Raw genomic sequence first — 22,738 nt, forward strand, 5'->3', positions numbered from 1 at the left:
CTTTCCTATCGGTCTCTAAGCGGACTTAAGAGGTCCGGATCCAGCTGGATGTTTAAAGGGATCTCTAAATACGATAATGAGGAGTATAGGTATGCCAAAGAAAAACATCGTTTTTATGTTAAATGAATACAATGGCCACGGTGGTGCACAGCGGGTAGCCTCCATTTTAGCGGATGAGTTTATACAGGATGGACATTCTGTGGCAATTTTAAGTATAAATGAACAGCCCAATGAGCCGAGTTATTTTTCCAGTGATATTCCGGTACATGTGGTACACCAGAATGGATATCGAGCCACGCTTCCTAAAGCCATCTCAACGAATTTAAAAGCACTCAGATTTAAAACAGTCAATGCGGAATTAAAAAGGCGCCGGCAGCTTGTCAAAAGACGTAAGGAAGTGGAAGCATTCTTTGACGCCTACGGAAATGAAGAAGTCTTTGTCATAGCTGTACAGGTCTGGGGAATGCAGTGGATCGAGCCGCTTATGTATAGACCGAATATCAAAATAATCGGCCAGAGCCATGAAAGCTATCTTGCTTCCAAAGATTCTCATCGCTATAAGAGGATCCTCAAATATTATCGTCAAGTAGCGAAGTTTTTACTCCTTACACAAAAAGATGCGGCTCATTTTGAAAGCCAGGGCTTCTCAAACGCTGCTGTGATGTATAACCCAACACCATTCCGAAAACAAATCGAGCCGCAGGAGCTATATAGTCACAAGACGATTGTTTCTACGGGCAGACTTGTAGACGGAAAAGCATTCGATGTTCTGATCGAAGCCTTTGCACATGCCTCAAAGGAGCTTCCTGACTGGAAACTCCATATCTACGGAGATGGACCGGAAAAAAAGTCTCTTCAAACACTGATTAAGATTCTCGGAATGGAAGACCGGATCTCTCTTAAAGGACAGACCAAAGATATTCAAGGTGCTCTATCCGCATCCAGCTTCTTTGTTCTTTCATCAAAAGCGGAAGGGCTGCCAATGTCTCTGATTGAAGCCCAATCGTGCGGACTTCCATGTATCTCAACAGATTGTGCTCCTGGAATCCGTGAAATCGTAAGTGACTATAATAATGGGTATGTCACACCTGTTGATGATGTGCCGCTGCTATCACGCCAAATCAAGCGGCTGGCGCAGGATCAAGAAACATTCCTAAAATTCAGCGAGCATTCATTTGAAAGCAGTGCGAGATTCGATAAAGAATATATTAAATCTCAATGGTATGACTTATTCGAAGAACTGGGAGGACAGAAAAATGAACAACAACACCATGAAGCATGATCTACCTTCACCTAAACTCTCAGTGGTCGTCATTGCCTTTAATAATGAATTGTACGTCGAAGAAGCGCTGGAATCCTTACATGAACAGACCTTTGATGATATGGAGGTTGTGGTCGTCAATGATAAATCTACCGACAGAACAGGTGAGCTGATCGACAGATTTATAGCGGACAAACCAAAGTTCAAGGCGGTTCATCTCGAGGTAAACAGCGGTGGCTGCAGTACGCCCCGTAATACTGGTATTGCCCACACTACAGGGCAATATGTGATGTTCCTTGACGGGGATGACTGGTACACTATCGATGCCTGTGAAAAAATGGTGGCTGCCATTGAAAGAACCGATTCTGACTTTGTCGGCGGCCAGGTAATCCGGACTAATAATTATGAAATCTGGTACCATAGACAAATTTATAATACAGAACGGACAAATATTAATATCCGTGAATTCAGCATGATGCTGTTTGACAGCTTATCGGTCAATAAGATTTATAAGCGCTCATTCTTGGATAAAAATAAACTGCGTTTCCCGGAAGGTATTCATTATGAGGATGTCGTGTTTACCGGGAAGGCCTATTTCCTGGCTGATTCGTTCAGTATCATTCCAGAACCAGTGTATTATTGGCGTGTTGTTGAAAATGCAGACGTTAAATCGATCACAAACCGAAGACATGAATTCGATAATTTTAAAAATAGGATCGTGGCTCACCGTCTCTTTGACCAATTCCTTCGCGACAATGGAGACATTCTTTATCAGGCAAATAAAAACAATAAGTTTTTACGTCACGATTTAAAGCTGTATACAAATGATTATCTGGAATTTGATGAAGAATATAAAAGCAAGTTCCATGCCCTAATCTATGAATATATGCATGAAGTGATGGATGCGTACGCCTTTATCAGGCTCCCGGAAAAAGAGCGGATCATGTATTATCTGCTGTATATCGGGGACAAAGAAGGCTTCCAGGATTATATCTCTTATAAGAATGGTCTCCCGACAAGCGTGCCAAGAATATATGCTGAAGGCGGTTCGTACTATTTTAAGACCTTCATGGAAGGGAATCTTCATGAGAAATTCCTTCGTGTCGAGGATCTTGAATTTACCATTTCCATTCATGACCTCGAACTGACGAATGATACGTTCTCTTTCAATGGACAATCCAGCATGGAATCAATTGAGAATTCAGAGGTTTATTATTTTTGGACCCTGAAAAACAGGCAGACCAAAGCCCTAGTTTACTCGAAAGCGGGTGCTGATGGCCGTACAGTATTTTCGCTGCGGGATGTAACACCTGGTAATTACTATTTATTCCTTCATGTCAGCCATCAAGGAACACTGCACCGGATTCTTGTTAAAAAGCCGGTCATCGAGCATCTGCCTAATATCCGAGTGAAGGACAGCAGCCTGTCTAAACAGTTCTTTGTAAATAACAAGAACTCATTTGCTATCAAAGTATTGCCGCTTCGGAAAAAGGATCAAGCGAGGTGGCTGCTGCATCGCGGGAAAATTGCTGACCCTAATAATCCGGGAATTCTTGAAAAAACATTCAGCGGCTATGCAAAAAAATTCTTTAAGAAGCTGTCCCTGCGTCCTAACTGGGTGCTCTTTGAAAGTCATATGGGGAAGCAGTACAGTGATAGTCCGAAATATATATATGAAGAAATGCTGAAGACTCATCCGAATTATAAATTCATCTGGTCCTTTGAAAATCCAGACGCCGTAGAACTGCCGGGCAAGGCGATAAAGGTAAAGAGAAAGTCATTAAAGCACTTCTATTATCTAATCCGTTCTAAATTCTGGGTGGACAATCAAGGAATCGCCCATCTGGTGCGCAAGAAAAAAGACCAGGTATATGTACAGACATGGCACGGAACACCGCTGAAAAGGATGGGCTATGACCAGAAGAAACTGCCTTCTGCAGAAGAGCTGGCTAAGCTGAAGGTTCAGACGAATGCCTGGAATTACTTTGTATCACCTAACCCATACAGCACAGAGATTTTTAGAAGAGCCTTTAGATATGTGGGCGAAATCATCGAATCCGGATATCCAAGGAATGATATTTTGATTACTCAGCCGCAGGATGTAGTCAAGAAAGTGAGAAATCACTTCCGTATTCCTGAGGGTAAAAAAGTAACTCTGTTTGCGCCGACATTCCGTGATTGGGATCCAAATTCATTCCAAAAGACGCTGAGGGATATTCAGACCCTAAGCAAATCGGTTAATGAGAATTCAGTGGTATTATTGCGTCTTCACTATTTATTGTCATCGAGAATATCGAATCAGGACCTGCCGCCAAATATCATTAATGCATCGACGTATCAGGATATCTCTGAACTATATTTAATCTCTGACAACCTAGTGACGGACTATTCGTCTGTTATGTTTGATTATGCTCTATTGAAACGTCCTATTATTCTGTATACGTACGACCTTGAGGAGTATCTTTCTCGCAGGGGAACATATTTTGACCTTGTCAAAAAAGCACCAGGACCGGTATGCGGTGACATTGAGGAAGTCGTATTCTACCTGAACAATTCTCAAAGCTTGAACGAATATAATGAGGCTTTGAATCGGTTCTCCTCAGAGTTCGGCAGCATAGAGGATGGACAGGCTTCACGGAAGGTCATTTCAAGAGTTTTCGACTGATAATGAAAAAAAGAGCCTGCACTATGCTGCTCTTTTTTCATTTACCATAAGAATGCGAGGTGAGAAGGATGGCGGCACTGGTTTCCATCGTGATCCCAGTTTACAATGCAGCTCCATATCTGGAGGCCTGTTTGAAGTCGGTTCTTAGGCAAACGTATCAATCATTAGAGGTCCTAATCATAAACGATGGATCAACAGATGAAAGTGAAGAAATTGTAAAACGGTTTACAACGGCCGATTCAAGGTTAAGCCTATATTCACAGGAAAACCATGGATTGGGTTATACGCGAAACAGAGGTATCAGCTTATGCAGCGGAGCCTATGTCTTCTTTTTAGATAGTGATGACCTAATACCGGAGAAGGCTATTGAATCTCTGGTAATTCCAGCAGAAACGCATCAGGCAGACTATGCGGTTGGGAAGGTCATGCGCTTAACGGAGGAACGCCGCTATATCCCTAAACGGCATGCCGACTTCGGCTTATACAATAAAGACGAGTCTGTTACGATTCATGAAAGGCCTGAAATGCTGCAGGACAGCATTGCCTGTAACAAGCTTTGGAAAAGGGAGTTCTTAGTCCAACAGAACTTGCTGTTTACTGAAGGAAAGTACTATGAAGATTTGAATATGACGATGAGAGCGGCTGTTTTGGCAAAAAAGATCGCTGTGACCCGGGAAGTAGTCTACCTCTGGAGGGTGAGGGAGGATGAAAATAAACCTTCCATCACCCAGCAGCAGATGAAACTGCAAAATACACAGGACCGCTTGCGGGCGCTGCTATTGAATAGAAAGTGGCTGGTTCAATCCGCTATTGAACCGCGGATTATTTCCGAACATGATTTGAAAAGTCTGCTGGACGTGGTCCGGCTTCACGTCATCAAGTATTCACTCGTTCAGCCGGCAGAGCGGGAAGAATGGCAGAGAGAGATTTCTTCCTTTTTACAGCAGATTCCAGAGGATGCGGCTGTTAAACTGCCCCGTAAGGAAAGAACTCTCTATGCTTTGCTGAAGGAAAAGAATTATGGAGATCTCCTGCTTTTTTCAGAAATGTATACAAACACTGAAACCCGTCCTATTGTGAAGCAGAATGGGGCAAGGTTTGAGCTTCAGGGTGAAAATAATGTGTATGATGTAACCCCGGATCTTAAACCGAAAATTGTAGTAAACGAAATAACAAGAAGTGAGATGAATTGGGAGCTGCGTGGGAGCGTTATAGTTCCTAAGGCCTCATTGCCAGTCGATGCAGCTTTTTATGGTGTGGGGAGAGCTGGGTCTGGTTCAAGTGTGAGCCAGCCTATCAGTTTGGAACAGGCCGATGTAAGTGGACTCTATCCATACGAGACACAATCGTTTACGGTCAATCTGAATCCTAAATTGTATAGGGAAGAAGCAGTATATGATTTTTATTTCAGCCTAATCGGCAATGATGCGGACGAGCACCAAGAAGCAAGGGTAAGAATCCACCCATCTGCTATCAAGGACCGGCATATCCTAAAATTGCAGAACAGCGTACTAACCCTATACCGAACCAAGCAGGGAAACCTAAGCTTGCGAAGCCAAAAGAACACACTCAAACAAAAAGTCAAAACCCTTATAAAGAAAATCCTGAAATAACCCGGGGGACTGTCCCCATTTCCCGTTATTTCCCGAAACACAAAACAACCGTTATCCCTTGCAGGATAACGGTTTTCCTTTTGGGAAATCGGGGACAGTCCCCAATTTCCCAAATAAATAACCCTGCAGCGGGCAGAAGCGGCTGCGGGGTCACAAAAATTGGGTGTCATTAGATTAGACGAGGCGGGTGTTATTTTGGTTTCATTATATTAAAATATTTTAGAGATATGGGAGGCTACTATCAGCGAGAAAAAAGTTAATAGGTTTTATAACAGCCCAACAGAGAGTATGCAAAGGCAGACTCTCTTGTTACTTTAGGCATTTTTTTGATTATAAATTATTTCATATCAATAATAACTCGTTCGTTATTTTTTTCGTACTGATTTTCAGCAAACACAGACTTTGCTATATTACCAATTGTATTAGTCGAGACAGCATCTAGTGTTCCTCCAAGTACTCCACCAGCTAGAGGGACCATTTTACCAAGGTTGATGATTCCCTTTTGTCCAAACTTAGTTACTAAGCGGAATCCAACAGCTTGATTAATTTTTTTTATAATTTCAAAAGGGATTTTTTTAATTCCATTCATTGCAAGCTTTTTTCCTATTTGGATACCTGCATTTTTAAGTATATCTTTTGCACCATTCCCTGCTAAACAAACATAAACAAACGTTTTAACTTGATCATCCCGAACGTCATACCCTTTCATATGGGCAATAGCTGCAACCATTCTTACTTGGACTAATAAGATACTCGTTAAATTAGCGGGAATGGCAACAGGTAATGTTACAATTCCACCCAGTCCCGTAAGAAAACCAGCAGTTGCACTTTTAGTATTCTGCCATCTTATTAGACTATTAATTTGATTCTCTAAGGAACCACTTTTACTTAAATAATTTTCCGCAAGTTCAATGGAAGTATCCATTCCAGGTATACCTCCATTGATTGCTTTATCGTAGGACCAATCTAATGCCTTCATAATTGCATCTTGTGTAATGGACTTTTTTGCTTCAGTCATTTTTTCACCTTTACCCTCTTTTGTAAAATTCTGTAGGACATACCATAAATTATAAAAGAAAAAACAATTTTTTCCACAACTTTTTTATAATTTAAGGATAATGGTTTGAAAAATAGTTGCCCGGGAATCAAATATTGTGGTTGATAGTCAGTCCGCTGAAAAAAATGTGATCTAATACTAGGAAGTGCTTTCCTAGATGAAGAGATTTTACAAAAAGTAAATCAACACCTTAGTAAAACGGATGACAATAGCAAAGAAGGATATTCCCGTATCCAAAGTAAACTGGCTGATGGGGGAATTAATATTCCAATATGGGTCGAGATTATGAAACTTTTGGTTCAAAATACAAATCCTCATGAAAGTATTAGTAAACTGGATATGGAGTTTCATACTTCTTTTCTAAGGTTTAGAGGTATTGCTAAAAAGTTTTTAATGGAGATAAAGTTTGAAATTGATTTGTTGCCGCTTAGGGGAGAAAATAGAGCCTTATATTTTAAAGTGGCCAAAATGAAGCCGCTTAATGAGGATTGGATCAAGACTAAAATTTTAAATAGTCCACCTCTACTGTCATATATAAAAGGCAATATGATTATTAATCTCAATAAATTTGACGTAGTAAGGAAAGTCCCTTTGGAAAACATAAAACATTTTGAACTTAAGGACGACAAACTCTGGGTGAGACTGGGCTTATAAACACATGTTACTAACACTCGAGACTTTATTAATGGGAATTGCTCCTTTAACTCATCACAAGTCAAATGAGCCCTTCTACTCAGAAGGGCCGTTTTTGCGGATGGAATAGAATTCGGGATCATTATGATCCAAGATTCCTAACGTTTCGGTATCCACATCATCTAAATCCGAACCAAGTTCATAGTCGAATTGGTCATTTTTAAATATATTTTCATACATTTTTTTGAATGGATTCATATAAGCACCTCATGATAGAAAGACTCTTCTAAGTATGCCCAAAAATAAACTCCATCATAATGAAAATTAACTGCACAAAACAATTTTGCTGCACCAATAAAATTTTACTTATAAGATGAGTGTCACGGGTTTAGTATATTTTAATCCCGTTAAACACTTTGGTTTACTGAAATGGCTTATAATTTCTATATATAAAACTTTTTCAGGAAATTGGAGCGATATATGAGAAAAGGGATTTTATTGACATGTACCTTGTTAATAATACTGTTTATAACCGGCTGCAGGCAGGAGGGTGAAAAGAGTAAGAAAGAAATGAAAGAACTTGCTTCACAGGTAGCGATTGAATATTTAAAAGTGCGTGAGGGAAAAGATTTTATAGTCGATGAAGTGGAATTTTCCGACGGGACTGGCTTAACAGATGTATTTGTATATGGCCACCTAAGAGGGAAAAAAGACGAAAAGATGTCTGTACTAATGGACTATGAAAACGATTTCAAAGTAGCCAGTATTCAGAAATACTGAATAGAATCAAGGGAGCCAGAAGTTTAGAGAATAAGAGGAGTTATTTATGTTTTTTCTACAAATGGCAGGTTTTCCGGGGTCAGGAAAATCAACTCTTTCCAAAGAAATTTCAAAACGTACAGGTGCAATCATCGTAGATCACGATGTTGTTAAATCCGCACTGTTAACCTCAATTGGGGACAATCGAATTGATAATAGGGCTGTTGGAGCTATTTCCTATACTATTGAATGGGCGCTGATAGATTCTCATCTATCCACCGGGCATAGCGTTATACTCGACAGTCCCTGTTTCTATCCAGAAATGGTTGAAAAGGGTGTGAAATTGTCTGAAAAGCACAAGGCAAAATATAAGTATGTTGAATGTTATTTAAATGATATAAACGTTGTACAACAAAGATTAAAAAACCGTGAACGCGTGAAAAGCCAGATACAGCAAGTGGAATCAGAGGCTGCTTTTTTTCACTGGGTGGAAAATAGCAAAAGACCAGACACTCATGAATATCTTGTGATCGATTCAAGAAAACCATTAGACAGTTACATAAATGACGTAATTACATATATTCACACATGAATAAGAGCTGGGAGATCTTTCTCCCAGCTCTTTTTGCAACTCTTATTCAGTTTCTTTAAGCTTAAAATACTTTGATGTACGCAGAACATTATCAAGGTTGTCATAAACAGCAAATCGATAGCTTTCTTTTGCTTCCATATCATTCTTGTTCACAGTAAAGGAAGCTGTGTCATCTGCTCCGTCTTTCCAGACAGCTTTAACTTCCTTTCCGTCCTTGCTCATAATCTTGGCATACTTAGGCGCACCTTTTACAAAGATTTCATAATGATCGGCTGTAAAAGTCGTTTTTTGAATCTTAATTGTAGGATATAGACCAAGATGATAATCCTTGGTTGGCTCATCGATCAGGCCGGGAATAGAATCTCCTGCATATCTCTTTCCGTGAAGCAGATCGTATTGCAGAACATGCAGGTCTTCCATTTCCTTCGTCTGCTTGCCCATTTGTTTCTGCCACTTCGTATAAGGAACCACAGCATCACCTTGTGCACGCATTTTATCAAGGATAGCTGTTACTGTATTCCCTTTTACACCTGCCATCTCCAATGAAATGGCGCCGAATTGGTTTGGTGAAAGATCAAGTTTTTTCGATTTGTTCCCTTCAGAGCTCCAGATGAAATATGGAACATCATGTGTTTTAATGAAGTCTTCATAATCATTAAGCATATTATTCGCAATTTGAGTTCCCTGTGCTCCAAATACTTGATTGTTGTTTCCGAAGGTTGGATAATGGTCACCCCAGAATACAAGAATCGTAGGTTCATCTCTCTTTTTAAGTTCTTCAATCAGGCGGCCGAGCTCCTGGTCGACACTGTGCATTTTTTCTGTGTATTTATTTAAATACTGTCTTGTAATATCAGGCAGAGTGCCTTTTTTTAAGAACTTAGAATCCGGCTGCGGTTTATACGGCTGATGTGCCTCAGCAGAAACAGCATGGATGAAGTCTTTGCCCTTCGTATGATCTAGGGCTTCTAATGTAGAATTCGTGATCGAGTTATCTTTAGGGAAGCCCCAGCCGGATCCATTCGCATGATCGAGATCCATGAATTCCCCTGATATGAACTGATTAAAGCCGAGAAGGCGATAGACGGACTGACGCTGATAATACCAGCCGTAATAAGAGTGAATAGCTGTTGTATCGTAGCCAGCATCACGGAAAGCATAAGCAACGGATGGAAGCGGCTTTTTAACATACAGCTGATAAGCCACATAGTTATCCGGCATGAACTGTCTGCTTAATCCTGTCAAAGCCTCAAACTCCACATTGGCTGTTCCTCCGCCAAACTCAGGGGAGTACATCGTTCCATGAAGAGATTCGTTATAGAGCTTGTGGAAATTTGGAATTGGATCCTGGGTAAAGTGCTGCTTACCAAAATGATAAGGATCCGTAAAGGCCTCACTCATCAGGAAAATCACATTCGGTTTTTCACCGGATTTTCCGGCAGCCGGTTTATACTCTTTCCCGAAGGATTCGACTGTTTTCTTGGAATAACCCGCTGGTGGTGCTATTTGAGTCTGCTTAGCCAGCATAGCGAAGTTTCCGAACAAACCATTCCGCATCGTACCGACTTCCTGCTGCCACCAGGTATTTTGAAATTGTACCTTTTCCATAGGAGAAACAGGATAGTCTGTCCAGACAACTGCCAAAAAGCCGCCTGATAAAACGAAAATGGCTGCTTTGAAAATCCAGTTTTCTTTAAACTTAGGAATTAGTAAGAAGATAACCACCACTACAGCAATAACTCCGACGATAACACCAATGATAAGTGGTATATTAAGGTCGACTGGGTTATCCAGCCCTTTCAGCTCATTTAATAGAGCGAAATCACCCACAGCTATGGGTGAATTACGAATTTCAATTTTAATTTTATTCGCTACCGCAAAAAAGATTAAAATCCCGCTTAATAGGAAGCTCGTAAACATATACCATTTGCGGGGGAGGATATACAGGACATTAAACAAGGCAACAAGGAGAAGGATGTTTAAGGCAAACCTCTTTGTAAATTCCGTCGTCCAATCTCCAAAGGGCATGGTGAGTGCTTCCCGCACAATGATTTCACTCACAACAAGAGTGAGAATCGGAAGGCCTATCATAAAAAATAATGTTAACAGCTGGACAGCCATCTTTTTATAAAGTACCCGTGAACGGGGTTCTCTTTTCCTCTGTGGCTGTATATCTTGATTCATGTTAGGAGAAGGGTCCATTGACAAAACTTATTCCCTCATTTCTATTGATAGCATTATAAAAAAACTATTTACTATTATAACATTTTCTAACCTTAATTTTTTCTTAAAATTTTTGCAGATTTTACATTAAATTAATATATTTTCCTATGGAAGTGACAAGAAGTGAAGGCAATTCAAACCCAAACTTGCGTTGTCTCCCAAATAAAAAAGCCAGCATTTCTGCTGACTTATAATGCCTTGGGCTTCGTAAAAGGTATATACCCGTAGGTCCCGCTAAAGTTGATAAGGTATCCTAGCTGTTCATCTACGGATATATAAGAAAGGGTCTGACCTTTACCTAATGTTCCAATTCTGACTGACTTCCCAGACACTAAGGCGGTAACTTGTGTTTCTGCCAATGTAACAACTTTTCCTATTGTTGGCTTACCGGCTACTGGCACAGTAGAAGGGGGAGTTCTAAATGTTAGATTCAGCTTTTTTATATAGGATTTTGCACCGGCAGTCTGCACTTCGAAGTAATATGGATTAAAGCTTTTGACATAGGAAAAAATTCCGCCTTTTTTTAAATCACCGGTTTTAACAAAAGAGCCTTTAACACTTTTATATAGTGTTATATCTTTAGCAGCTGTGAAAATGGTACTGGAATTACTCTTCGTATGGTATTTGTGAACGATCGCTGAAATGTCCGCAATCACTTTTTGTGATTTTTCGTAGCTGAATTGTTTAGTCATGATGGATAGAGTGTACGGTACCGAATGGTAGACGACCCCCGTATCGTTATAAATGTTTAAATTTGGGATCATTCCGACTTTGTGTGCAACAGGGACTTTAGGAATTCCCTTTGGGATAGTTGTGTTATAGTCTGTTTTCTTCAGCCATTCAACAACCTCTCCAGCAAGACTGCTGGTTTCTGCTAGCTTGTAAAGGCGTGTAGTATAGATGGCTAAGTCATCTGCTGAAGTAATATTTTCTCCTTTCGGATATGCGTACTTGCCGCCAATGCTTTTCATATAATTTATGAAATTCTGCTTTCCAACCTTTTCCCGCAGCATAACAAAGGCGATGTTATCACTGTGAACCATAGCTTTCTGTAATAAGTCTTTAATTGTGTAGCGGGTACCTGTTTTGCTGTATTGGATCACGCCGCTGCCGCCATTATAGTGATAGCTCTTATATGTCAGCTTTTCTGATAAATTAAGTTTTTTCTTGTCAGCCAGCTCTATCACATAAAGGGCAAGGGGAAGCTTAATCGTACTGGCGGCTCTCGAAGTCTTAGAGCTGGACATAACCACTTTATCGCCACTTACCAGATTTGTATATTTAAGAGTCACAAGGGGGCTGTTTTTTCCTAAGTATTTTTGAATATCTTTGGTCATGCTGCTTTGAAGAGACTCAGCCGCCAGCTGTTGAGAGGGGCTGATTAAAAGAACGACACACATTAGAACTAAAGCAAATATTTTTTTCACTCGCAATATCTCCTTATCTAAGGTAATTAAGCTATTAATATGAATAACTAAGAAAAAAAGACTGCTGAATCAGCAGTCCTGGATTAAATTTAATTAAAGTTCTGTGATGCGACGTACCAATATCCTTTAATTCCCTGTATCTGAACCCGATACCAGTTAAATAAATTGGTATCGTTATAAGTATCTTCTACACCGGCTTTATCAATGGTAACGATTGTATCTTTGGTCAATGCTGAACCAGTATCGCCCGTTTTTGAAGGTATAACTCTATACTTGACTCCCTTTTTAAGGGTGAAGGTATCTTTCGCCTTATACAGCTGAGTGGATTTGGTCTGTCTGCTGGTTGTATAAGACTTGGAAGCATCTAAGTACCATCCAAGGGTCTGGGAGTTTTGAATGAAAGCAACGTTCTTTTTATCCAAAATCTCGGCCGGAACGTCGGCCGACCCTATGATGTAATTGTAAATATCGACCTGGTACGGCTTAGTGCCTGAACGGTTCGGGTCATTGGTGTAAGATATTCCGTTATAAGCGAGGACTGCAAAGTACCAATCCTCAAGAATCATTTTATTATGGGTGTTGATTGTTGGAATGTGTATTCCTGTGTAGTTCCATTTTTCTAAAAGAATTTGAATTCCTAATTCAATATTTTTATCAATGTTATATCTCGCTTGGTCAAGTGCAGCGTCGGAAATACCAGTGCCTTTCGTTACTTGCATGATGCCGAATCCGCCATCATTATGGGATGAATTCATAAAAGGTTTACCTGTAGTATCAAATTGCTTAAATCCGCTCTCTTTTAAAGCAACAGCTTTAACAATTTCCGGTGGAACACCATGTTTGATAGCTGCTGACGTTAATTTTTGCTTAATCTGCGCGGGTGATAGTTCGAACATTGAATTCACTCGTTTATTTAGCAGAGCCTTCTCAGATGTGGTATATAAACTACTATCTGAAATGGTTTTTATAAGATCGGGTACTCCCTTTGCTGAAACTCCTGGATTAACCAGTCGATCGAGCAGAATCATTTGCTTTTCAAGTTCATAGTATGTTGCCAGCTTTCCCGTTTTTTTCTTGGTTGCAAGATCACTGTACAATTTGTTAAATTCAGCATTCAATGCCGTTTTGTAAGCTGCTTGAGGCACCTCATGACGGTTAACCATCACGTATTTAAAGTGAGGAGCTACACTATCCGATGACAGCTTTATTTTTTTGTTAGCTTCTAAGATTGCCTTTTTAACAGTGATACCTTTTGAATAATCGCTTTGAGTTTTTTTAGCTTTAACAGAGTATAAACTCTCAATCTTCTTTTTGATTGTAGAGGGCGATACTTTGCTTAGATTGCGTGACTGGTCATCAAGCGCTGAACTAAAGGTTAAAAGGAGATTAGTATCGGCTTTGCCGGCCTTTGTATTAACCTCAATTTGATTCCTGTATTTATCGAGATTTTTACCACCTAGTACAGCAGCAATATAATTGTCGCCGCGTACAATTGATTCATTAATCGTTTTAATTGTGGATGCGTATGTTTTTTTTTGAGCTGCAGTGAGCTTTTTAAGAGCGTAATCTCGTTTTGTTTTGGCGTTTTTAAGTTCCGTTGAAGGAATATTCGATCCTGTGGCTCCTTTTCCGCTAGTATAAATGTCTAGCTTTGTAGCAGCAGAGCTTGCATCTTTCAGAACAGTGGGGGCAGCTGCCTGGGCCCGCTCAGGCAAAAACACAAACGCGGCAATCAAAAGGCTTAATAATATGTACAAATGGTTCTTCTTCAATTTCCAGTATCCTCCTAGTTTTCGTATTCTCTCATTATACGAGAAACTATGCACAAAGTATCATATAAAATCTAAAACTATTGAAAATTAGGAGTAGAGAACTAGCCGGGAAATAGGGGACAGTCCCCGCAAAAAACAAGCAAAAACCGCGATCCTATAAGGATTGCGGTTCTGGGAAATGGGGGACTGTCCCCAAACGTTTCTCTGCCAATATTTTTTCGATAGCCGGATATTGTTTGTATCTGCTTGATTGCTGCTGCAGTTTGTCGTAGGCCTCGAGTTTCTCCTGGGCCGCCGCCTGGTTTCCTGCAGTAATTTGTTTTTCTGCTTCTGTTAGTAATGCAAGACGGTCTAACGCGTATTTGCTCGCAGCAGAAATGGCAGCAACAGGTTTTAGGTATTTCTGGTCAAATAATTGTTTTACATGATTCCCATAAAGTACAGGCTGGGCTTTTTGAGCCTTCATGACAGCTGAAGCAAGCTGCTTATGCAAAGCTGCATCTATGGTTCCGGCTTGCAGTTTACTTTCCAGCAGTTTACCTTGAGAAACTGCTTTGTCTCCATGGTCGATTGCTGTAATAAAGCTCGTTGACCTGGTAATGTAGAGATTAATTTCCTTAACGAGCGGTGCGAGTGCATTTTGGTTCTTCACTGGCAGCGGTTTAAGAGATTTTTGAATTGCAGCTAAGTCGCTCTTCGTTTTCGCGTATAACTGCATAAACGCCTTATCTTTTCGCAAATCAGCACGTGTTTTCACATTTGTATAATAGTAGCTTTGCAGCTTCTTAGCGGAGTTCCTGACAGAAGTCAGCTTCGTTTTAAGTGTCGCTGCTTTAGCATCCATTCGAACACCATACATCTTTGCACTTTCAGCTCCGGCAAAAAGTCCGGCAGCCTGGTTTTCGCTCCATGCCCCCTTAAACTCTGAGACAGGAGGGTTCGTTTCATTATAATAAGGAGAAATCTCGATCGTGAAAGCTGTACGCTGTTTCATGCGTGAAAACCATTCGCTGAATCCAGCAGCATTTTTGAAAATTGAAGGTGTATACATTCGATAGCCGGTCATACTGCTTAATTTTTTCCCAAGGTTCTTATCTCTAGTAAGACGCGACCCACTTTGTTCATAATTCCAAAACAAAATTTTACCTGTAGTATGGTAAGATAAGGCCATATCCGCATCTATAGAATTGACAAGGCTCAGCACTGCCTTTACTTCGGAAGCCGTATGCGGGGCTGTTCCTTTATAATCCCGGTAGCTAGGAGACTTAGGACTATCCGTCCCGGCCCACTTAGCATCATATTGACGGTTCAAATCCACGCCTTTCGCATTTGACTTCCATCGTTTGAAATTCTTACTCCCATTGTTCATCTTGATTAAGCCGGCATGATAGGAAGCCGGAAAAGCCTTAAGTCCCGACTGCTGAAGAGTTACTCCATCCGGGTTGACCATTGGCACAAACCATAAAGTAGACGAGTTTAACACGGTTCTTACATTATAGCCCTTAACGCTGGAGCCGTTTTTGTAGGCTGCGGCATAGCGGTCGATCATGTACATATTAAAATTCGTGGTCAGCCACTCCCGGGCGTGATGGGATCCGTTAATGAACGCAGTGGCTTTTCCTTTTCCGAGCCCGACTGCATAAATGTTCCGGCCAAACTCCGATTTCCCGATAATCTTCACCTGAATTAAATCAGGATATATTTTTTTCAATTTTGCAATGTCCGCTGCCATATGGGAGTAGGTATAGGTTTTATTTGGGTTCACTATGGCAGAGGCTGCAGAGACAGGTTGATAGCTTATAAGTCCTGTCAATAAGAATACAACGGCTAATAATACGACCTTCAATTTTTGCAATACAGGTCCTCCTTGTTGGTAAAATATTCTGATTCTATTAAACTATAAATTAAAGGAAATCACATCCAACTAATGTATAGTGTTTTGGTATCAGGGAATAGGTTGGAAAACTTAGTAATAGGAAGAAGATTCCAAGGATACAAATCTAAATTCATAGGAGGCTACTATGAGATACATAAAATATGTTCTTTGTTTATCATTTTTATTGCTGCTAGCTGCATGCAGCAATGAGCCGCAGCCGGAAGACCGAATGGAAAAGTATGTGCAATCGTGGAACAAGCAGGATTATGCAAAAATGTATGATTACTTATCTACATCAGCTAAAAAGGAAATTTCCAAAAAGGAATTTACTGAGCGCTATAAAAATATCTATGAAGGCGTCGAGGCAAAGAATCTAAAAGTCACATACACAAAGCCTAAGGAAGAGAAAGACCATAAAGATGACAAAAAGGTCTCACTTCCATTCAATGTAAAAATGGATACAATGGCTGGACCGATTTCCTTCAAACAAAATGCGTCACTGGTTAAAGAAGAAAAAGAAAAAGAAAGCAACTGGTATGTAAACTGGAAACCAGGTTTTATATTCGCTGATCTAAAGAAGGGAGAAAAAGTTTCTGTTCAGGATATCCCGGCAGTACGCGGTGAAATCGTCGATCGAAACGGTAAGGGACTGGCGCTGAACAGCGAGGTATATGAAATCAGCATGGTACCTCAAGAAATGGAAGACGAAGAAGCCATCTTGGACAGAGCTTCTCAATTGATGAAGCTGTCTAAAGAAGAGATTCGGGCCAAACTCAATCAGTCATGGGTTAAGCCGGGCTATGCCGTACCGATTATCAGCATTCCGGCAGATCAGATGAATCTTGCCCAGGAACTCGATTCCATCCCTTCTGTGTATGTAAATGAAAAAACTGCACGCGTATATCCATATAAAGAGGCTGCGGCTCATTTAATTGGATACATCGGTTCGGTTACGGCAGAAGACCTTGAGCGGTTGAAGGATAAAGGATATACAGAAAGTGATGTCATCGGCAAGCGCGGTCTTGAAGAGTTGTTCCAGGAAAAGCTGAAGGGTGAATCCGGCGCCAGAATCGTCATTCAGGATAAGAACAAGGAAGAAAGAGTGTTAAAGGAAAAGCCAGCTAAAGAAGGAGAAAAAATCCAGCTTACAATAGATGCGGAGCTTCAAAAGAAGATTTTTGCAACGTATAAAGGAGATAGGGGTTCTGCAGCTGCTATCCAGCCTAAGACAGGTGAAACATTGGCACTCGTCAGCAGTCCATCCTTTGACCCGAATAAGTTTATTCTCGGGATGTCTAAAAAAGACCGGGATGCTTTAGACAACAATAAAAATAACCCAACACTGAATCGATTCAGCTCACTATATGCACCAGGTTCGACAATGAAGCCATTAACAGCAGCAGTAGCTCTCCAATCGGGCATTGATCCGGACAAAACCATGAACGTCAGCGGCCTTAAGTGGCAAAAGTCCAAAAGCTGGGGTAATTACTACGTGACAAGAGTTCATGATTATGGCAAGCCGGTTAATATGAAGGAAGCCATGGTTTACTCTGACAACATTTATTTTGCCCAGCAGGCACTGAACGTTGGAAAGGACAAGTTCACCGAAGGACTGAAGAAGTTCGGCTTTGAAGAAAAGCTTCCTTATGACTATCCGATACCAGGATCAAAGATCGGGGCATTGGATAATGAAATCCAGCTTGCTGACAGCGGATACGGACAGGCGCAGATTCAAATGTCTACACTTCACCTTGCAGCTGCTTATACACCGTTCGTTAACGAAGGGAATTTAATGAAACCAAGCCTTCTTTTAAATGATCCTGATAAAGGAAGTGTGTGGAAGGAAAAAGCGGTAGACCCTGCTCAGGCAGCTGCTGTACTGGATAAAATGAAAGCAGTGATACAAGAACCTAAGGGCACAGGACACTCTGCTGCTGAATTGAAGATTCCATTAGCTGGGAAGACGGGAACAGCTGAGATTAAACAAAAACAGGGAGAAAAAGGTACTGAGAATGGCTGGTTTGTTGTAACGAATCCAGAAAAACCAGAATGGATCCTATCCATGGTTGTAGAAAGTGTAGAGAAAAAGCAGGGAAGCATGCATGTGGTGGATAAAGTGAAGTCAATTGTAAAAGCCATGAATAAGTAATGAGTAGGACTGCAGTTCAGACTGCAGTCCTATTTTTATTAAGTGGAAGCTTATAGGAGGCTTTGAAAAATCTGGTTACGTAAGGTCTGCGCAATGTTGTTGTAACGCGAATGCAATAAACATGGAAGGTATTGCAAATGAATGAGACTACAGAATTAAACCTTTTTATCTATAAAAATGAATGTTTTTCCATTAATAACATATATTCGTAAAGTGATTTAAAAACAGGAGGTTTACAAAGATAAGAAAAATTGGTAAGATTTACTATGATTAAAAGTTGAAAAAATGCAAAAAAAGCTAGAAATTGTTAAAAATATGTATTATTATAGGTTTACAGGAACGGTTTGGAAGAAAATCTGGATGGTTCTTGAAAATTTGTAAGATTTAGATTGGTAGAATGATATCGAAGGGATTCTAGCAACTAGGTCCAAAGACGTGTGTTTTGTAAGTCATTGAGGTTTTGTATTTTTACCAAATACATAATTCCAATGCACTACTTTTTCATATTCGAAGGGAGAAAACTTACCAAATGAGTAAAAAGAAAGCTATTAAACTTGCAACAGCTACAGCGATCGCTGCATCAGCATTCGCAGCAGTAGCACCAGTTCAATCAGAAGCTGCTACAAAGAAATTAACACTAAACGACGTGGTTTTCGGAGCAGAGTCAACTATTGTTGCTCCGTACAAAGAAATGGTTAAAACAAAACCAGGATACGTTGCATCAGGTGCAAAAGTTGCTGACCTTTACAAAAAAAGTATTGCGAAATACAACGAAGCAGTAGCATGGGTTAACAAGAACGCTTCTGCTAAATACAAGCCAGGTGCACTAGCAAAACTTAAATCTTACAAAGCATATGCAGACCGCACTGTGAACTACCCAGCTGCTATTAAAGCAACTCAAGATTTCCAACGCGGTATCTCAGCTGCTATCAAAAACCCAACGGACGATGGACTTGAAAAAGCTCTTGCTGATTTAAAAGATCCTAAAAATTCAGGTCATTTAGCAATTGCAAAAGTATATGGAACAACTGTTCGTGCTGGTTTGACTCAAGGTTTCGGTAACGGAAATACTAAGTTAACTGCACAAGTTGAAGCTGCTATTGCAAACCTTCCAGCTAAAGTTAGATCTGTAAGTGCGATTAACGGTAAACAATTAGTAGTTAAATTCAACAAACCTGTAGATGAAACTACTGCTGAACTTATTGGTAACTATAGCTTCTCTGATGGAAACTCAGTTGTTGCAAACGGAGCTGAACTTCAAGAAGACGGAAAATCTGTAAAATTAACTTTAACTTCTGCTTATGACAACACTAAGACTCACTCAGTTGCTGTAACAGTTGAAGATGTTAAGGTTGATGGTACAGTAGATACTACTTTCCCGATTTTCACAAGTGTCGTATCTATCAGCGATACAGCTAAAGCAGAAGTTTCTGGAGTAACAGCTGTTACAAACACTAATAGTGTAACTTCAGTAACGGTTGATTTCTCTGAGCCAATTGCTTCAGGTGCTGCCTTCAAGGTAAATGGTTCAAGCGTTAATGCAGTTTACAACGCTGGCGATACTTCAGCTACTCTTTCTGTACCAGCTGGATTAGCAGTGGGTTCTACACACAAAGTTGAAGTAGTTAACCTAACTGACCTATCTGGTAACGTAAATGCTGTTGCTTCAAAAGATTTCACAGTAACAAAAGACGTTAACCTTCCAGTTGTTTCTTCAATCGTAGCTCAAGGTGATAACCAGTTATTAGTAACTTTCAGCAAGAACATGAAAAATGATGCAGCTGCACAAGCTAACCTTGCTACTAACCTTAAAGTTAAAAACGATGTTTACGGTGATGTACGTGTAACTTCTGTAACTCCAGTGAACCGAACTTCAAAAACTCAATTTGTAGTTCAATTGAACACTACAGATGCTGCTTCTTTATACAGCACAACAAAAACATCTCATAACCTAACTGCTTTGTTTGTGGATAACACAATTGAAGACTACTTAGGAAATAAGTTAGCTGGAACTACAAGAACTCTAACAATTTCAAAAGATTCTGTATCTCCAGAAGTTACAGGTGTTTCTTACAAGAAGAACTCAGCTGGTAAAGTAACTTCAGTAGTTGTTAATTTCAGTGAAGGTGTTAAAGCAAATGCAGCTCTTGCTTTCCCTGCTACATTAGTTAATGAAAACGGAGTAATCGTAAATACAAGCGATGTTCTTTCAACTATCGGAACAGCAAACGTTGCTAAAGGTGACAAGTCTGCTGAGTTTACGCTTTCAACTCCGCAAACAGTTTCTGGCAAATACTCTGTAGGATTTGCAACTGCGTGGGTTGAGGATAATTCTTTAGCTGAAAATGATTCAAAAGCTTACACAACTACTGTAGACTTTGGTGCTTCTCAAGCTGCTGGAGATTACACAATTGCTGCTGGAAGTGTTACAAACAGTGGTACTAACGTAATCCGAGTTGTATTCCCAGAAGCTGTTAAAGGAGGAGCGGTAGCTGGTTCAGCAACTGATGCTTCTCGTTACACTATTAACGGAAGAGCTTTACCTGCTGGAACAACTATTACATTGAATGCTGCTTCTCAAAATGCAGCTGCTCAAACTATTGCTACAATCACATTACCAGCACAAAGTGTTGAAACTTCTGATAATGCTGCAATCTTCACAATTAACGGAGTTCAAACTTTAACTGGTAAGACAAATAAATCTTTCACAAAAGCACTTGTTATCACTGATAACGTAAGCCCAGTTCTTCAAAATGCACGTGTACTTGATAACAAAACTATTGAATTAACTTACAGCGAAGCTCTTGATGCTTTAAATGCTGCAAGTGTTGGTTCTGAGTTCACTATCTACCAAGGTACAACTGCTCTTACTCTTACTGATGCTGAATTAACAGCTAGCAGCGTAAGTGGCTTTGGTACAAAAGTACGCCTGACTGTATCTAAAGATACTCCAGTTGCTGCTGTTCCTGCTACTGCAACAAAAAGTGGTGCAGCTGCTGCAAAAGTAACTGTAACTGATGGAGATAAAGCTACTAAAGCTGCAGTATACAACTACACAATTGCTAATGGTACTGGTACCAACGACGGTAAATTGGTTGTTAAAACAGGTACTACAGAAGTTGTTGCTTTAGATGCTAATGGCGATGCTACTTTCACTGTTGATGGTGTAACTGTTGCAGTTGATGGAGCTGTTCTAAATGACGCATTCACATTAACAACTACTGCTCCTGTAGCTGCAACGTCTACTGCTACTACACTGGACCTTTCAAAAGACCTAAGCATTGAAACAGGTACTGCTGTAGATGTTGATGACGTAGCTCACAACCTACAAAAAGCTAACGTAAAAGTTAACGTTTCTAAGTAATATGCTTCAAGAAAAGGGACCTCTTGTAGGTCCCTTTTTTAATACGAATTTATGGTTTTTTAACCATTAGTATTATAGAAAATAACCCCATGATTGCTACGATGCTCCCTTCATGCAAATGCATAATTGTGGGGTGTAAAAACAAATAGAGAGTTTTAAAACTCTCTCAGCTTGTAGACAAAGTCTATTAATTTTAGTCTTGTCTACAAGCTTTTTTTGTATAATGGAGGTAGAAAATCTTAGTTAGTGGGGGTTTTTTAGATGTTATCAAAGCGTTCAGAAGATAATCGTCTCCAAATTAAAAGGTTGCTCTTGATCAACTTGTTCCTGCGGACCATTTGGTCCGGATAATTGAAAGGGCTATCAATTTTGATTTCATTTATACGCTGGTTGAGGATAAATACAGTCACGATAACGGTCGGCCAAGTATAGATCCTGTAGTGCTTATTAAAATGGTGTTTATCCAATACCTTTTCGGTATTCGATCTATGCGTCAAACCATACGTGAAATTGAAACGAATGTTGCTTACCGCTGGTTCCTGGGGTACGGCTTCACAGAAAAGATTCCCCATTTCTCTACCTTTGGTAAAAACTATGTACGCCGGTTCCATGATTCGGATCTCTTTGAACAAATTTTCTATAAGATCCTTAAAGAAGCAATGGATAAAAAACTGGTAGACCCTTCTATTGCTTTCATCGATTCCACGCATGTAAAGGCAAGTGCCAATAAAAAGAAATTCAATAAGACAGTCGTCCAAGTGGAAACAAAGTACTGGACAATCTGCACATATCCGAGAATCTGAAACATACTGTTTATACCCTTCCCGAGTCGTAGTTTTATAGCTCAGTACCTGTCCTTCCGGACATAGGTAACAATCATAATGTTCATCATATACATATTCGTACTTCTTGAAGAACCCGTCCTTTGTCATTGGCCTTGTGTAAGGCATTACAGGCCTAATCTCATTGTCCATCATGAGTTTTGAAATGTACGGAGTTTTGTATCCAGCATCAACAGCTACCGCTTCGGGTTTCTGTACCTTTATCATCACTTCTTCAAGCAGCTTATCGAACATCCGACTGTCATGTACATTGGCTCCTGAAACTTTGGTTGCCAGAATAAACCCTCGCGAATCACAAGCTGTATGAAAGGAATAGGCAAACAGCTTTTCACGTTCATCCTTCACATAATAGCCGCTCTCGGGATCGGTGGTGCTGACCTTAATTTCCTTAGTTTCCTCTTTCGTTTGTGGGGGAAGAGACTTTTTTCCATGCATCTCACGATCGGAGTTAATTTCTTCGTCTAACTGATGTTGGTAACTCCTTATTCTTTTGTTTTGGAGAAGG

14 protein-coding genes and 2 pseudogenes are annotated in these 22,738 nt (G+C 40.1%); 9 read left to right on the forward strand and 7 right to left on the reverse strand.

Features of this window, described 5'->3' with window-relative positions:
- The first annotated feature begins 91 nt into the window (after positions 1-91).
- From CUU66_RS00875 to CUU66_RS00885, 3 genes are all read left to right on the forward strand, one after another.
- Positions 92-1,282 carry a glycosyltransferase gene (locus tag CUU66_RS00875; RefSeq protein ID WP_180955102.1) on the forward strand — a complete coding sequence of 397 codons (1,191 nt, stop codon included), beginning with the start codon at positions 92-94 and terminating at the stop codon, positions 1,280-1,282.
- The gene (locus CUU66_RS00880) at positions 1,257-3,926 is read left to right on the forward strand and encodes a bifunctional glycosyltransferase/CDP-glycerol:glycerophosphate glycerophosphotransferase (protein ID WP_180955103.1); all 2,670 of its coding nucleotides are present in this window, start codon (positions 1,257-1,259) and stop codon (positions 3,924-3,926) included. Before CUU66_RS00875 ends, CUU66_RS00880 begins: the two co-directional genes overlap by 26 nt.
- Positions 3,927-3,994: 68 nt before the next feature.
- On the forward strand, positions 3,995-5,539 hold the full coding sequence (locus CUU66_RS00885) for a glycosyltransferase family 2 protein (protein ID WP_101639799.1): 1,545 nt from the start codon (positions 3,995-3,997) through the stop codon (positions 5,537-5,539).
- Between the two features lie 337 nt (positions 5,540-5,876).
- Here the strand turns inward: CUU66_RS00885 and CUU66_RS00890 are convergent, their stop codons facing one another.
- Complete coding sequence (locus tag CUU66_RS00890) at positions 5,877-6,557, reverse strand: EcsC family protein (RefSeq protein WP_101639800.1); 681 nt, start codon at positions 6,555-6,557, stop codon at positions 5,877-5,879.
- Positions 6,558-6,881: 324 nt separating this feature from the next.
- Between CUU66_RS00890 and CUU66_RS00895 the strand changes: the two genes are divergently transcribed.
- Positions 6,882-7,250 (forward strand): hypothetical protein, encoded by a 369-nt coding sequence (locus CUU66_RS00895; protein WP_101639801.1) that lies wholly within the window; start codon positions 6,882-6,884, stop codon positions 7,248-7,250.
- A 75-nt stretch (positions 7,251-7,325) separates the two neighbouring features.
- Here CUU66_RS00895 and CUU66_RS23865 read toward each other — a convergent pair whose 3' ends face one another.
- Positions 7,326-7,487 (reverse strand): hypothetical protein, encoded by a 162-nt coding sequence (locus CUU66_RS23865; protein ID WP_180955104.1) that lies wholly within the window; start codon positions 7,485-7,487, stop codon positions 7,326-7,328.
- A 222-nt stretch (positions 7,488-7,709) separates the two neighbouring features.
- Between CUU66_RS23865 and CUU66_RS00900 the strand changes: the two genes are divergently transcribed.
- Both CUU66_RS00900 and CUU66_RS00905 read left to right on the forward strand, forming a co-directional pair.
- Positions 7,710-8,009, forward strand: a complete 300-nt coding sequence (locus tag CUU66_RS00900) for a hypothetical protein (protein WP_101639802.1) — start codon at positions 7,710-7,712, stop codon at positions 8,007-8,009.
- A 46-nt stretch (positions 8,010-8,055) separates the two neighbouring features.
- Positions 8,056-8,580 (forward strand): AAA family ATPase, encoded by a 525-nt coding sequence (locus CUU66_RS00905; RefSeq protein WP_101639803.1) that lies wholly within the window; start codon positions 8,056-8,058, stop codon positions 8,578-8,580.
- A gap of 42 nt (positions 8,581-8,622) precedes the next feature.
- On the opposite strand, the gene CUU66_RS00910 is transcribed toward CUU66_RS00905, so the two are convergent.
- The 4 genes from CUU66_RS00910 to CUU66_RS00925 all read right to left on the reverse strand — a co-directional run bounded on the left by CUU66_RS00910 (position 8,623) and on the right by CUU66_RS00925 (position 15,857).
- Positions 8,623-10,782: an LTA synthase family protein gene (locus CUU66_RS00910; protein WP_257967867.1), complete on the reverse strand. Its 2,160-nt coding sequence runs from the start codon at positions 10,780-10,782 to the stop codon at positions 8,623-8,625.
- Between the two features lie 209 nt (positions 10,783-10,991).
- Complete coding sequence (locus tag CUU66_RS00915; protein ID WP_101639805.1) at positions 10,992-12,230, reverse strand: serine hydrolase; 1,239 nt, start codon at positions 12,228-12,230, stop codon at positions 10,992-10,994.
- An 89-nt stretch (positions 12,231-12,319) separates the two neighbouring features.
- A complete protein-coding gene (locus tag CUU66_RS00920) occupies positions 12,320-14,002 on the reverse strand; it encodes a transglycosylase SLT domain-containing protein (protein WP_101639806.1) in 1,683 nt (560 codons plus the stop codon).
- 154 nt (positions 14,003-14,156) lie between these two features.
- Positions 14,157-15,857 (reverse strand): M14 family zinc carboxypeptidase, encoded by a 1,701-nt coding sequence (locus CUU66_RS00925; protein ID WP_180955105.1) that lies wholly within the window; start codon positions 15,855-15,857, stop codon positions 14,157-14,159.
- A gap of 166 nt (positions 15,858-16,023) precedes the next feature.
- On the opposite strand from CUU66_RS00925, the gene CUU66_RS00930 reads away from it, so the two are divergent.
- From CUU66_RS00930 to CUU66_RS00940, 3 genes and pseudogenes are all read left to right on the forward strand, one after another.
- A complete protein-coding gene (locus CUU66_RS00930) occupies positions 16,024-18,027 on the forward strand; it encodes a penicillin-binding transpeptidase domain-containing protein (RefSeq protein ID WP_101639807.1) in 2,004 nt (667 codons plus the stop codon).
- A gap of 529 nt (positions 18,028-18,556) precedes the next feature.
- Entirely contained in the window at positions 18,557-21,391 is a 2,835-nt protein-coding gene (locus CUU66_RS00935; protein ID WP_101639808.1) for a hypothetical protein, read from the forward strand.
- 261 nt (positions 21,392-21,652) lie between these two features.
- Positions 21,653-22,161 (forward strand): annotated as a pseudogene (locus tag CUU66_RS00940) (transposase); the annotation flags it as partial.
- Here CUU66_RS00940 and CUU66_RS00945 read toward each other — a convergent pair.
- Positions 22,159-22,716, reverse strand: a pseudogene (locus CUU66_RS00945) (transposase); the annotation flags it as partial. The pseudogenes CUU66_RS00940 and CUU66_RS00945 sit on opposite strands and share 3 nt — an antisense overlap.
- Between the last annotated feature and the right edge of the window lie 22 nt (positions 22,717-22,738).

It is taken from the genome of Peribacillus deserti, from assembly GCF_002863585.1.
Taxonomy (GTDB): domain Bacteria; phylum Bacillota; class Bacilli; order Bacillales; family DSM-1321; genus Paraperibacillus; species Paraperibacillus deserti_A.